Raw genomic sequence first — 13,239 nt, 5'->3', positions numbered from 1 at the left:
AACCACGACAGTACCAACTCACCGGAACAGCAATACCAACAACCCGGAACACGAGTACCAACTCACGCTATCTGCCATACACGACAGCCGGCTAGCCATATCGACATACGGATCCTAAGGTTTCGGAAACGAGCTGCTTGCCAGATCTTCTGGCGTTAGGGCGGGAATGACAAGGAAGGTTCTTCGGAATCAGAAGATCAAACACGATGCGGGCTTATCCCCGAAAGATCCCGTACTTGCGAGCGATGATGACAATAGAAAGCCGACGGCGAAGAGCAAGGAATAGGCCGATCGGAAGAAGCATTGCAAGTACTGCCAAAACTATATACATAATCGAGCTGCCGCCCATTTTCACGAGTTGGACCGAGCACCAAAGACCAAGGCCAATGAAGGTTGAAAGCCCCAGTGCCATAATGTAATTCTTCAAGAGCCTCGGAATGTCCAGGTAGCCGCGACGTCCCAGTAAGAAAATGTGCCATCCGTGTCGGACCACGTTGGTCAATATAAGAGCAATGACCGCAATGAATAAAGTATGGGTGACCAGCACAAGGACCGCCGATATTACCTGGACACCAATCAGTATGACCTCTGTGGAGACAATCCACCGAAAGCGCCCTAAGGCTTCTACCGCGCTGGCGAGAAGTGTAGACAAAATTTGAAGGCCTCCTGCGATGGCTAAGGGACCCGCCAGCGCTGCGGCGGTCTCCCAATTAGAGCCGAAAAGCCAAGGAATCACTGGCGGCACGAGCACCAGGGCCACCGCGCTTAGCGTCATCGAGGCTCCTGCGACAAGGACCAACATGTCGGTCCATACAACCTTCGCCCGAGCCGAATCCTCGATGTCATGACGAAATTCAGGATAAACTGCACGAATCAGCGCACTCTGAATTTGTTGCATAGGTATGGATGTAAGAGCCTCTGCACGATTCCAATGCCCTAAACTGGCTGTATCGATTCCCCTTGTCATGCTGAACTTCACGATATTGCCAGTGAGGTAGGACAGCATGTTGGTTGATGTTAGCCTCCGGCTATAGCCAATGTCAGCATGTCCTTTCCTTATTGCGGAAAGTCCAAGGAGGCCTCGCTCGCTGGAGATTATTGCTCCCACTAGAGTCAAAGTCTGCGCGACTGCGGTCGAAACAACGAGCGAACTGGCTGTGTGCCAGTGGATCACGGCAAGTGCTCCTGTAACCATTCCAAGGATATTGCTGCTCAACGTAATCAACGCCAAACTGCGAAACTTACCGGTGCGCGCCATTAGACCTGTGGCTAGTCCCAGAAGTGGACTTAATGAACTGCTTATCGCAAGCCAGCGAATCGGATCTGATGCCGACTCAACCCCCCACAGCCAGCCCCAGAAGGGTGCAGTAAACAATAAGATCAGACCACAGCCGCCTCCAAGTAAGACTGCGTAGGTCACCAAAGGCCTGACTCGAGTGGGCTCTATGACGTCCATACGCGAAATTGTCTGGCCAAGGCCACCCATAGCTAGCAGTGAGACTAGACCTGTAACAGCAAGAGCGACTGCATAAGCTCCGAATCCAGCCGGGCCTACAGCCCTCGATGTAACCGCCGCATATGCAAACTGCGCGAGAACCGTAAGTAGTTGGGCACTGTAGACCCAAGAGGCGCCAGCAAGTAGGCGACGAGCTGTGCTCATATTTGATCGTCCTGATGTATTTGTCGCTGATGCTGCAGTTGAAGACAGGGCTAAATCGCTTCAGCGAGAGCGCGTTCGAGGGCAGACATGCTGAAGCGACCGTCTGCGTCAGCTCTCACCCACGCTCCGCTGTCGGGCACGTGATGCCACCAGGGATGCCTTGCAATTACGGCACCTTGGGAGGCAAGCCCTGCTGTAAAGCTGAAAGACGATGGCGCCACGACAAGTATTGTTGCGGCGCACATGTCGATAAAATCGCGATCTCGTTCCCTATTCAAGCAAAGGGTGACCCCTTCGCTAGAGAGGAGTGGGAAGTCGGCTGGTTCTCCGAGCGCGTAGACCCTAACCTCAAGTTCAGCAAAATGCGGGTTTTCCCGCAGCCGTCGAATCACGGAGACGTACCAGTCCTCGGCGATCCAGCGCGAGTGTCCGGTTGCACCGCCCATCATGGCTGGATCAACATCGCCACGCCGAACGTGCATGGCAATATACGGTTGCTTGTTTACCAAGATCTGCTCAAGCTGGGCTCCTTTCGACCCACGCAAAACTGCTTCCCGGATTACTCCAGCTGCCGGAGTCTGGTCCCAGCGCGGCTGATCCAACGCGAACTCGAAATTCACCGGCCTGCCATGCGCCCGGATTAGGGCCTTGTTCACCTGTCCGCGAAGAACCGTAACACTCCGCTCGTCACGCTCGTCCAGGACCGACGTCAGTCGTACTCTTGTTCCGTCAACGGCCGCAGGATCCGTGACAAATCTAAACAGGCCTCCCGCATCACGGGTGACTGCTCCCCCTGTGTATGCGATCCCCAGGTCACGCGCCCACAAATATCCTGATATCCATCCCGCCAGCTGGTGCCCCAAGCCGGGATAGGGGTGGATGGTTGAGGCAGCGGTTGCCCGAGAATAATCCGCCCGTTGCGCCGCCCACGGCGCATACTTTCTTTCCAGCATATCCAGGTGCCGTTGGTGAAAAGCATTGCGATATCGGGCTAAGTGCAATGACGCCCTCAAGGGCACTGTGCGAACTGGTCCGACTTTCATTAGATCTCCTACAAATCTTGTTTCTGGGAAATGTGATGATTCCTTAGCCGCTCGGATAAGCTGCATACTTCGCGGGTTCATGACTCCACTCAGCAACGCGAAACTAAACGGCAGTCATGGAGAGATCTCCGAGATCCCACGAATCAGAAGCGGCATTCGGATCAACCTTCACTTCTCGAAAGTTGAGAAACCTAACGAGTTGATCATCTTGGCGGAAACCTTTATAGGCGAATCGTTGAGCGCGGCTACCAGCGTCAATTCGATCCGCAGGAGATGTCTGAGACAGGTATTGTTCGATATCTTCAACCAGTCCACGCGGTGATCTATTATGCATTAAAAAGGCGCGCGTAGAATCGGGGAACAAGGAGTCATATCCCCGATGGTACGTAGTTGCGTGAATTGAGCCCGACGCAAGTGAGATAGGAAGGCGATTTGAGAAATAGTGCGGCTCCTTCGCATAGTGGTCCCAGTTGGCACTTACCCACGCGGAACGAATAGCTTCGTTCTGCTTCGAGAAGTCAATGGGTCCCTGTGCGCCTGCCCCTGTCCACCCCCGCCCGTATATAGCTAGTCGATCACCAAGCCGGTCCTGCAGGATAGAGACAAACTTGATGCGGTCACGCCAGTTTGGGTGTCCTCTAAATCGAGGAGAATTTCGATTTGCGACCACTACTACGTCGTGCTCGCGAACTGGTTCGACCGATACCGGACTGAACTGATAACGATCAGGTTCGAAAACGTGGGAAGCCCAGCGCACATCCCTTGACCCTGCTCGTCGAAAGTTCTCAGCAAAAACGCCGGAACCAACAGTGAAGGTCACGTCCGCAGCCCGGCCGGCAGCTTGAGCAGGCTTCGGTAGCGGGTGAAGGAACCGGCTATAGGGGTCTGCCTCATGATAAATAAAATCGAACTCGCCGGCTGCCCGCATCGCCTTGAAGTGTTTATCTGTCAGTCCGGTTGTTCCCAGGTGCTGCATGAGCACAACATTGGGTCTAAAACCTTGAATTCGTTTTATGAGGTCTTGCCGATGCTCCTCGGCGTCCCCGCCATTCCGTATACGCCACTGCAGGCTGAAGACATCCGCATCAGAGATAAGGCCTGCCCGAACCAAGTTTGCCAGCGGACGACGAAAACCTAGTTGCCGAAAATCGCCAGCTTCATTGGGAACGTAGAGAATCCGGACGCCAGTCATTGAAAACCCCTAACTGAAACTTCTGCACACGGCGAATTCAACGCATTAGGTGACATTTTTAAAGTTCACTGTTCCGTGTGTAACCCAACGATGTGAGCTTTGCCCAGTGTGCCGCAAAAGAAGCCTCATCAAAGCGACGACCGATCACACGTGCCGGGTTGCCGACTGCGATTGAATTTGCAGGAATATCGCGCGTTACGACCGCACCCGCACCAATGACAGTACTGTCCCCAATTGAGACCCCTGATAGCACAACCGCACCGTAGCCAATCCAGACATCAGAGCCAATGGCGACTGGTTGACTCAAGCGCGCAGGAGAACGACCGACCCAATCGGTCTCGGTGATCGGCACCCCCACCTCAGCCGTCGAATGATCGGTGCGACCGACTATTCCGGCTGAATTGGCTATCAAAACGGAGTCACCGATCGTGCCGTCGACTTCTATTCGTACGTTTGACCCAAGATGCACATTGTTACCAAGCGTAAGTTTCCTGGGCGCCCACACGATCGAATTATTTCCTGCTCTAAACCCTGTTCCCACCTCGATGTTTGACGTGACGGTCGTACGGTAATTTCTTCTACTTTTAGCCCATCTCAACACTCGGAGCCTCCTTTGACCAGATGCGGCGCAATTTTCGTTGGGCTGCATCTCTATACACTTCCGCATATTCAAAACTGCCCCTGGATGCGGAAAAGTCAATGCTGGTAGGCATCTCTCCACGGGATTTTCGCGGCATTGCCATGGCGGCTGCAATCCATGCGTCTCTTGATTCTGGGATCATTTCGACACCATCAATTGAGCGCGCCCACCGTAGGCCCGGCGCATCATTAACGAGACAAGGAAGCCCAGCGACAAGGGCCTCGGCCAATGCTACGCCCATGCCCTCATGCCGGCTCGGCATCATGAAATAAGATCCTGTGAGCAGAGCATACTGAGGCGCCTCGACGCCCCTACGAAGCAGACGACCATCTCGATTTAGGAATTCCAGATACTCTCGCTCTTCTTCATTGGCATCGCTCTCATCTCCCAAATGAATTACTTTGTGGCTTGTGTCTTTCAGTGCCTGCAATGCCAGTTCGTGCTGCTTTATATTAGAGCAATTGCCGACTATTACCGCGACGGGTTCCTGGGCCTGACTATTGGTCAAATTTTTACGACGATCGCGGATCTGGAAAAAGGCATCGTCAACCCAGTTATAGATCACGCGGACGTGCCGGAAGAGCCTTCTCTCATTCGCGGACACTTCTGGAGAGGGCGCTACAAGGAGATGCACTAGTCGGTCAGCAACCTGTGCTTGTATCATTCTCTTGACTCGCCAAGTTCCCGTCGCTTCGAAAACATTGTGTATAGTACGGACGATCGCCTTGCTGCGGCCCAAGGCGTTCCATGAAGCCCAAGCTGTCCGCAGGTAATCGCCTTCCGTATGGATGTGTATGACATCCACACGTAGCTCCCGCACAAGACTTTTGAGTTCACGCGCGCCCGCTCTTGAACCCACAGCGAATGGAACTGTCTGAACATTGTAACCAGCACTACGTAGCTCATGCGCGTATGGGTGGTTGTCCCCCTGGCCGAGAATTGTCGACTGGATTCCCTGGTCAGCAAAATGAGTGGCGGCTGTGATCAGCATCTTCTCCATGCCGCTAGGCCTCAACGAACCGAGGATATGCAAAACATGAAGACTCATGTTTGCCATCTCCTTTCTTGCAAGTGCGTAATTCGAATTTTCGGAGCTCGCGGAACCGTGACTGAGACGTCTTGAACTGTGGGTTGATCTCGATACTGGCAGACGGCCCAACCAAAAAACAAACAAATATACCAGGGCCACGAATAGCTCCACCCATAAACTAAGACCGCCACCACCACAGCTAAAGCAGCCATATTGCGCCGATTACTTAGCACACGCGCCGCAACGCCCAGAAGAAATACGATAAGCATTCCGAGCCCGAGCACTCCGACACGGAGATACATGGTCACGTACCAATTGTGCGGAGCGAACTCTACCCAGCGTCCCACACCTTCGAAGCGACCAAATCCGATTCCCATCGGCTGGCCGAAAATAATACCGGAGAGCCCGCTATCGGTCGATTGGTTGATAAGATTTATCCAACTTCTGACCCTAGCGTCATACGTTCCAGAATCAGTTGCGGCAGCACTCAGGTCAGCTACGATCTGTGGGAGGAACTGTCCGGTCAGCAAAATTGCAATTGCCCAAGCGCAAACCACTGCGAAAAGTGCAATCACTCCCTTTGTCCTTGCTCGGGCTGCTAAGAAGACCACTACCAATGAAGCTAGTCCTACAGCCCATACGGTTCGTTGCTGGCTGATTAGGACCACCATCAAGAAGACTAGCGCGCTTATGAGCCACATCCTGTCTCGACAAACCCTCCACCGCCAAAAGCAGACAATTGCGCACAGGAGAAGCATCAAGGCCTGGCTGGAAACAAGCGGTCGTGTCGTCTGTTCGATACCAGTCGCGGCGTCAACGAAACCAGAAGTTGATCCAAGACCGTAAAGGGCTAAGTGGAAACCAGCCACACAGGTGAGAACCCATCCAAGAGTGAACGCTAGCCTGCGCATGAGACTCTCCCTGTTTTCGCGTCTCCAATCGAGTGACATGGCCCAAGTCATGGTTGCGAACGGGTAAAAAAATGACCTAAATTCGTTCACGGTCTTGCCAAGAGGATTCTCGATAAGCCCCATAATCAAAGACATTAGCAACAGGATCCCGAGTCCGGCCCAAGGCCAGAAGCACCATCTCAAGTTCGAGGCCAATGAAGACAGACGTGCGAGGACTATGACAAAGGCTGCGACCGACAGCATGTCGACGTAGTAGACGCTTGTGCCCCCGATGTTCGCCAAGGCAGGGGGATTGGGCACCTCCCAGGCCACGAGGAGGTTGAGGACAATGGAGATAGCACACAGTGCGGGCCACCTTTTCAGTGCCGTCAAAAACAAAACGAAAACTGTGGCCCCCGCCAAACCGAGAAAGACCATCCAAAGGCCGGTCATAGTTTTTTAGACCTAGGCCGGAAAATATTCGGGAATCGACGGACCCACCACAGGCCATAAGTCACGGCGATTATCATGGGCCAACTTACGTGATGGTTCTTGCGCAGGATTCGTCGTAGGGATGCATAGTTCCCGCCTCCCTTCGGGCCCACGAAGGCGGCCCAGTCATTCCTGATCCCCAGTGAAGGGTAAGCCGGGTTGCGACTGCAAGTACCATAGGTTGATGGGGCAAGGACGATGCCTATTCCTCGGCGATTGCAGCGGAGCCCGTAGTCGATATCCGCAAGAGCATGAGAGAATCCGCCATCAATGCCCCCGAGTACTCTCGCCTCGTCGACCGGCACCACGACGAGGTTTCCGTTGAAAACCTCAACATTCTGGGCTTCCCGCGTTGGCAGAACTAGGTCGAACCTCAGAGGGTGTAGCCCAGCTCTACGCATTCCAGAATAGGTCGTCTTGCCGTTAATGGGGTCGCGCATGGCACCCACCACCACGGAATTCGAGAAAACTTGCAGCGTCCCGGACAAAGACATGAACGCATCCTTGTCGAGAACTACGTCATCGTTCAGCCAAACGATGTATTCATTTGGTTGTCCACGACACATATCGAGTGCGTCGTCTTCAGCAATGGCCATGCCGCGGGCCCAGAAGGCCGACCCGTCACCATGAAGAATTCGAATGGGTATGTCTAATTTCGACAGGGCATTAGAAGTGCCATCCGTTGACCCATCATCAAAAACAGTGAACTTAATCTTCACGCCCGCGAAAAGCGCAGCTTCATATGCGGCTTGTATAGATTGGACCGTCAGCTCTCTACGATTATGGCAAGCCATTATGACGAATAGTCTCATGAGTTCCTCACCGTCAAGGCACCCATAACTCCGGATAGAAATCTGGCCACCATCGCCTCGATAGTATAAGTTTCCGCATCACGAGACGCAGCAGCCCGTAATCTATGCAGCAACTCGGTATTGTTCATAGAATCCACCATAGTAGACGCGTAGATAGACGGGCTATTGGCGGTAATTAGAGCATTATGGCCGTTTCTGAGGTACTCGAATTCGGGAGCATGCAGGGGCCAGTCTGTGGTGACGATTGGAAGCTCAGCAGCGAAGCTATCCACTGCTACCAATCCAACTCTGCCTGGCATCGCTAATATTTGACATGCAGCCATAGCTTGGGCTTTTCTAGGACCAGACACGGCGTCCAAGTACGTCAGCCATGGATAGCGCCGGCTCCATTCCTCGACGTGAGGGCGCATGGGCCCTTCGCCTCCGATAAGTAATCTAAAGTCAGAGTCCAAACTGTGAGCAATTTCTGAGGCTGATACCAGAAACTCCAGCCGCTTCGACGAGTCAAGGGCGCCAATGAATAACGCTGTTTTCCCCCTCAACCCTGCATGTTTAGAAAATCTTGCCACCAAGTTCGAGGGAACGCTTTTCACACTGGAACGAAGCGACGAAGTGTCGATGGAGTTTTGAACCACAGTTGCCCGCGCAGAAGGGAACCCGTCCGCCACGACGGAAGTCAGCCCACCACGGGTATATGCGAAGAACCAGTCGGCGCGGGAGGTCAGCCATCGAGCCAGGGCCCGATCAAGAGGAGTGGCGTGTCGGGTGTAATCCTTTCCATGTCCCCAAAGCGCAACATTCGGTGTGCCATGACGTTTCACAGCAAGAAGCCGATAGGCGTCGAGATTCCGCCGCGCCTGCTCCAAGATAACCAGATCAGCGCCGGCGATTGCCGATGATACGTTGCGGACAACGACCCGCCGACCGGCGAACTTCCACTCTTTTTGATTGATCGGAATAGAGCACGAAATCGTTCCTGCATCCTTACGTGTCGCCTGGCCAGCTCCTGCCGAACCAAAGGCGACCCTCACGTCGATTCCGTGTGTTTTTGCATCATTGTGGAGTTTCTCGAAAAAAGGTACCCGATACCTGGGAACGTACTCCTGGAGGATCACCACTCTTTTCACGGCCAAATCCTAGAATTCATAACGGATTGGTAGATGTCCATTATCCCTCTGAGCCAGATCTCACGATCGTAGGAACTTTCGAAGCGCTGTCGGGCTTTGACTCCTATGTCATCCCGACGACGGAATGCTCGTTCAAGGGCAGCACCAATATCCGTCCATGACTCGAATACCTCGCCGACTCCAGATACGACTATGTCATCAGCGGCACTATTTCCAGACTTAGCAACCACAGGTCGGCCACTGGCCAAGGCCTCCACGTATATCATCGGTAGTCCCTCTGCCCATTCGCTAGGAAAGACCAGGCCGGCTGACCCCATCAGGACATTTGGGACTTCTTGGGGGGATAGGTGCCCTAAGTAACGCACATTAGATCGGCTTGCGGCCTCGACCTCACGCCGCAGTGGTCCGTCGCCATAAATTTGAAGCATTGCTCCGTCCGGCCAATGCCTTATCAGGTTCATGATTCCTTTTTCCGCTGTTAGTCGGCCGACGTAAGCCCAAACATCTCCTGGCGGCACCCTCGGAAAATAACCCACATCAGGCACGAAGTTGGGGAGCACGACAGTCTTCTGGCTGGTCAAGCCGAAACTAGAGTAAAGCTGTTGCGCACGAGGAGACAGCAAAATAACGCGGTCCGCACGATCAAGTAAGCGGTCGCCGGAAACTCCCTTTCGGTTTCGAACGGCCAGCGGCACACTTGCGACCCTAGATCCACGATAGCAAGCGTGAACTACCGCGTTGAGTGAAGTGCCATCAGGGCAACGAGTGCAAACTTGGCCATCAAGAAACAAAGTTCCAGCGGCGCATACGGGACGAAAATTATGGGCTGTGGCTACTATCGGCCCCGACCATTCAGCCAGCCACTCTGTCCCCCAATTGGGAAAGAGATTGTGAACATGAACAATATCCGGGCTGAATTCCTGCAAATCTCGTGTCGGCGACGGCCCTCGTCCAAACGCTACGTTTACCGCGGAGTTGAGTTTGTAGCCTCGACGTTTCTCTAGGTCATCGGTTCTCGCTGCTATCAAGCGCACATCGAGCCCCTGATCTCTGAGAGCCGCAACCTGAGCGTCGACAACTACATTCTCTCCGCTGGGCTGGCGGCTTGAGTAATAGCTGTGAACTAGGGCTACTTTCATTTAGGTTCACCGGGTTGTGACTCCCGCACCCATCCAAGCGAGGACCAACGAAGCGCGGAAAAGAGAAATCTCACGTTACCAAAAAGGTAGCGCTTCCAGAGCCGACGTGGTTCACAACACAGCCGGAAAAACCATTCCATTCCGGAACGACTCATCCATTCAGGAGCCTCCCGGGCCGTTCCTGCGGCGAAGTCAAACGCTGCCCCAATTGCTATGGCCAAAACTGGGAGTCTGCGTGCTAATCTTTCGGCCTCGAAGTCTTGCTTCGGTGTCCCCAAGCCAACCCAAACAACGTGCGCCCCACTCTCTTCAATGCGTTGATCTTGTTCGTCTATCTCAGTCGCTTCGAGTTGGCGGAAAGGTGGGCTCTCGCTACCCACGATCAGAACGCCAGGGAACCTGGACCTGAGTCTTCTTTCGAGGGCACTAAGAACTTCAGGCGTGGATCCTAAAAGGTAGTGTTTCAAGCCGGAGGATCGGCCCGCATCGAACGTGTCGAGGAAGAGCTGCGGGCCTCGGACTTGGCGTAAACGAGGCGACTGCCGACTTATAGCAGAAATCCAACTTAGGGGTTTTCCATCTGGGAAGTTCAAAGCGGGTTTGCGCAGCAAGTCCCGGTAGCCGGCTGATTTATCAGCAAGAGCAACCGTATAGGCATTTGCTAGATGGACGTGCCGCCCCACTCGCTGCTGTGCAAGGCTCACAATCATGTTGGCAGCATCGTGCCGATTGCTCGCAGTGAACTCGATGGGTCCAACCCACTGAGTATCTGCAGTGGGCCTGCCCTCCCGGCCCCCACTATTGCGCACACTCGAATTCGATGTAAACAATCAGCCCCCAATGCTCAGTTCATTTCGTGTCGGCTTCACACATGAACAGGTCTTGAGACAACCAGTGTGTGTTGCGCGACAACAGTACAACCCGACAGTGGACTGACACCTGCGATGATATCAGCATGGATCTGCAGCAGCGCGCTCCGTCGGCGTACTAAGCCGGGCGGCCCACCAGCGTAACAATGAGTCCTTCCAAGCTGACGGATCTGACTAGGCTCGTTCGATAGGTAGCCGGTTCACACACTATGATGACGTCATATTCCGAGCGAACTGGCCACTGGGTCGGACACACTCCGCTTGCTTTTTTACACTTGAACCATTGGGGGGCATTATGACAAAACGCGCGTTGATTACTGGAATCACCGGACAGGACGGCTCTTACTTGGCCGAACTACTTTTGCGCAAGGGCTACGAAGTCCACGGTCTAATCCGACGAGCTTCTACTTTCAACACCGCCAGGGTGGACCACCTGTACGTTGATCCGCACGATCCGCAAGCCAAGCTCTTCCTGCACTACGGAGACCTGAGTGACGGTGCTCGCCTCGTCACCTTGCTTGCTGACATCAAGCCCGACGAAGTTTACAACCTTGCGGCCCAATCACATGTTCGTGTCTCCTTTGATGAACCAGAACATACGGGGGACACAACCGGAGTCGGCACCATCCGGCTTCTCGAGGCTGTGCGTATGGCCGGGATCGAAACTAAGTTCTACCAGGCTTCCTCCTCCGAAATGTTTGGTGCTACACCTCCCCCACAAAATGAAGAGACGCCCTTTTACCCGCGGTCTCCCTATGGAGCGGCCAAGGTTTACAGCTACTGGATAACGAAAAATTACCGCGAGGCGTATGGCATGTTCGCGGTCAACGGCATCCTTTTCAACCATGAGTCTCCTCGTCGTGGCGAAACCTTTGTGACACGCAAGATCACGCGTGCTGTCGCCGCCATCAAGGCTGGTAAGCAGGATCTCCTCTACATGGGTAATCTCGACGCCGTTCGAGATTGGGGCTATGCGGCGGAGTACGTCGAAGGCATGTGGCGCATGCTTCAGGCGGAAGAACCAGATGACTTCGTCCTGGCCACTGGTGGCAACTACACGGTGCGTGACTTCCTCCAAATCGCATTTGAGCATGCCGGTCTCAATTGGGAAGATCACGTCCGCTTCGATCAGCGATACCTGCGTCCGACAGAAGTAGACGCGCTCGTGGGTGACGCTTCCAAGGCCCAAGACAAGCTTGGTTGGAAGGCGTCAGTCCACACACCGGAACTGGCTCGCATCATGGTGGATGCCGACATCGAAGCTCTGAAGCACGCTGGCAACCACTGGATCGACACCGTCAATCTGGAAAGCTGGAAGAACTAGTGTCTGATGACGTCAAGTTTGAGCCTTCAAAGCTCGATCGATTTGCCCCATTCTATGTTGCCGGACACCGAGGACTTGTCGGTTCTGCCATTTGGCGAAAGTTGGACGATGAAGGATTCACAAACCTGATTGGTCGTACTTCCTCGGAGTTGGACCTCAAGGATCGCGAGTCTGTGTTCGAGTTTTTCGAGCAATCGAAACCGCGATACGTGATCCTGGCTGCGGCAAAGGTGGGTGGCATCCTGGCCAACAACACCTATCCGGTAGATTTCCTGAGCGAAAATCTCCGCATTCAGGTGAACGTTCTTGACGCCGCACGGCAATACGGGGTGGAACGCCTCCTCTTCCTAGGCTCGTCATGCATCTACCCAAAGTTTGCTGACCAGCCCATCAGGGAAGATTCGCTTCTTACTGGTCACTTAGAGCCGACGAACGACGCCTACGCGATTGCCAAGATCGCAGGCATCATGCAGGTGCAGGCGGTACGCCGACAGTATGGCTTGCCATGGATCTCGGCAATGCCGACCAACCTTTACGGGCCAGGCGATAATTTCTCCCCGCAAGGCTCTCATGTGCTGCCCGCGCTTATCCGGCGTTACGATGAGGCCGCGAAAGCCGGCCAGGCATCAGTCACCAACTGGGGTACAGGTTCCCCGATGCGGGAGTTCCTGCACGTTGACGACATGGCAGATGCCTGCCTCCATCTACTAGAGCACTATGACGGCCCATCCCAGGTCAATGTCGGAACGGGCTCAGACGTCACGATCAAGGAACTGGCGGCCATTGTCGCCGCAGCAGTCGGCTACACAGGCGACATTAGGTGGGACACGTCCAAGCCCGACGGCACGCCGCGAAAGCTTCTGGATGTCTCCCGGCTGGCTGAGGCTGGATGGAAGTCCTCGATAAGCCTCGAAGAGGGAATTAGCTCCGCCGTGGCATGGTATCGGGCAAATATCGAGAGCATTCGCGGCTAGCTCTAAGGGTCAGGTTGGTTTCGGAAGCTCAATCACTGGGGGACTTT

General features: G+C 54.2%; 10 protein-coding genes. 3 read left to right on the top strand and 7 right to left on the bottom strand.

Features of this window, described 5'->3' with window-relative positions; translation table 11 throughout:
• Window positions 1–214: 214 nt before the first annotated feature.
• Window positions 215–1,660: an oligosaccharide flippase family protein gene (locus tag PV772_RS12845; RefSeq protein WP_347886388.1), complete on the bottom strand. Its 1,446-nt coding sequence runs from the start codon at window positions 1,658–1,660 to the stop codon at window positions 215–217.
• A gap of 2 nt (window positions 1,661–1,662) precedes the next feature.
• Here PV772_RS12845 and PV772_RS12840 point away from each other — a divergent pair, with 2 nt between their 5' ends.
• Window positions 1,663–2,304, top strand: a complete 642-nt coding sequence (locus PV772_RS12840) for a hypothetical protein (RefSeq protein ID WP_347886387.1) — start codon at window positions 1,663–1,665, stop codon at window positions 2,302–2,304.
• Between the two features lie 502 nt (window positions 2,305–2,806).
• Here PV772_RS12840 and PV772_RS12835 read toward each other — a convergent pair.
• The 6 genes from PV772_RS12835 to PV772_RS12810 all read right to left on the bottom strand — a co-directional run bounded on the left by PV772_RS12835 (window position 2,807) and on the right by PV772_RS12810 (window position 8,886).
• A complete protein-coding gene (locus tag PV772_RS12835) occupies window positions 2,807–3,895 on the bottom strand; it encodes a hypothetical protein (RefSeq protein WP_347886386.1) in 1,089 nt (362 codons plus the stop codon).
• A 58-nt stretch (window positions 3,896–3,953) separates the two neighbouring features.
• Window positions 3,954–4,496 (bottom strand): DapH/DapD/GlmU-related protein, encoded by a 543-nt coding sequence (locus tag PV772_RS12830; protein ID WP_347886385.1) that lies wholly within the window; start codon window positions 4,494–4,496, stop codon window positions 3,954–3,956.
• Window positions 4,480–5,583, bottom strand: coding sequence for a glycosyltransferase (locus PV772_RS12825; RefSeq protein ID WP_347886384.1), 1,104 nt, complete (start codon window positions 5,581–5,583; stop codon window positions 4,480–4,482). Before PV772_RS12825 ends, PV772_RS12830 begins: the two co-directional genes overlap by 17 nt.
• Window positions 5,580–6,140 carry a hypothetical protein gene (locus PV772_RS12820; RefSeq protein WP_347886383.1) on the bottom strand — a complete coding sequence of 187 codons (561 nt, stop codon included), beginning with the start codon at window positions 6,138–6,140 and terminating at the stop codon, window positions 5,580–5,582. The genes PV772_RS12825 and PV772_RS12820 overlap by 4 nt, the downstream gene beginning before the upstream one ends.
• 764 nt (window positions 6,141–6,904) lie before the next feature.
• A complete protein-coding gene (locus tag PV772_RS12815) occupies window positions 6,905–7,759 on the bottom strand; it encodes a glycosyltransferase (RefSeq protein WP_347886382.1) in 855 nt (284 codons plus the stop codon).
• Window positions 7,756–8,886: a glycosyltransferase family 4 protein gene (locus PV772_RS12810; protein ID WP_347886381.1), complete on the bottom strand. Its 1,131-nt coding sequence runs from the start codon at window positions 8,884–8,886 to the stop codon at window positions 7,756–7,758. Before PV772_RS12810 ends, PV772_RS12815 begins: the two co-directional genes overlap by 4 nt.
• A gap of 2,303 nt (window positions 8,887–11,189) precedes the next feature.
• On the opposite strand from PV772_RS12810, the gene gmd reads away from it, so the two are divergent.
• Together gmd and PV772_RS12800 are read left to right on the top strand one after the other, a co-directional pair.
• On the top strand, window positions 11,190–12,218 hold the full coding sequence (gmd, locus tag PV772_RS12805; protein ID WP_347886380.1) for a GDP-mannose 4,6-dehydratase: 1,029 nt from the start codon (window positions 11,190–11,192) through the stop codon (window positions 12,216–12,218).
• Window positions 12,218–13,192, top strand: coding sequence for a GDP-L-fucose synthase (locus PV772_RS12800; protein WP_347886379.1), 975 nt, complete (start codon window positions 12,218–12,220; stop codon window positions 13,190–13,192). Before gmd ends, PV772_RS12800 begins: the two co-directional genes overlap by 1 nt.
• Window positions 13,193–13,239 lie beyond the last annotated feature (47 nt).

It is taken from the genome of Pseudarthrobacter sp. CC12 (assembly GCF_039907755.1).
In the GTDB taxonomy this organism is placed as follows: domain Bacteria; phylum Actinomycetota; class Actinomycetes; order Actinomycetales; family Micrococcaceae; genus Arthrobacter; species Arthrobacter niigatensis.
Note: the sequence above shows the minus strand (reverse complement) of the source record. Positions and strands in the feature narration are given on the sequence as shown.

Excerpts from the sequence above, each read along its gene's own strand:
- PV772_RS12825 (WP_347886384.1), bottom strand. The coding sequence starts at position 5,583 with ATGAGTCTTCATGTTTTGCATATCCTCGGTTCGTTGAGGCCTAGCGGC.
- PV772_RS12835 (WP_347886386.1), bottom strand. The coding sequence starts at position 3,895 with ATGACTGGCGTCCGGATTCTCTACGTTCCCAATGAAGCTGGCGATTTT.
- PV772_RS12845 (WP_347886388.1), bottom strand. The coding sequence starts at position 1,660 with ATGAGCACAGCTCGTCGCCTACTTGCTGGCGCCTCTTGGGTCTACAGT.
- gmd (WP_347886380.1), top strand. The coding sequence starts at position 11,190 with ATGACAAAACGCGCGTTGATTACTGGAATCACCGGACAGGACGGCTCT.
- PV772_RS12815 (WP_347886382.1), bottom strand. The coding sequence starts at position 7,759 with ATGAGACTATTCGTCATAATGGCTTGCCATAATCGTAGAGAGCTGACG.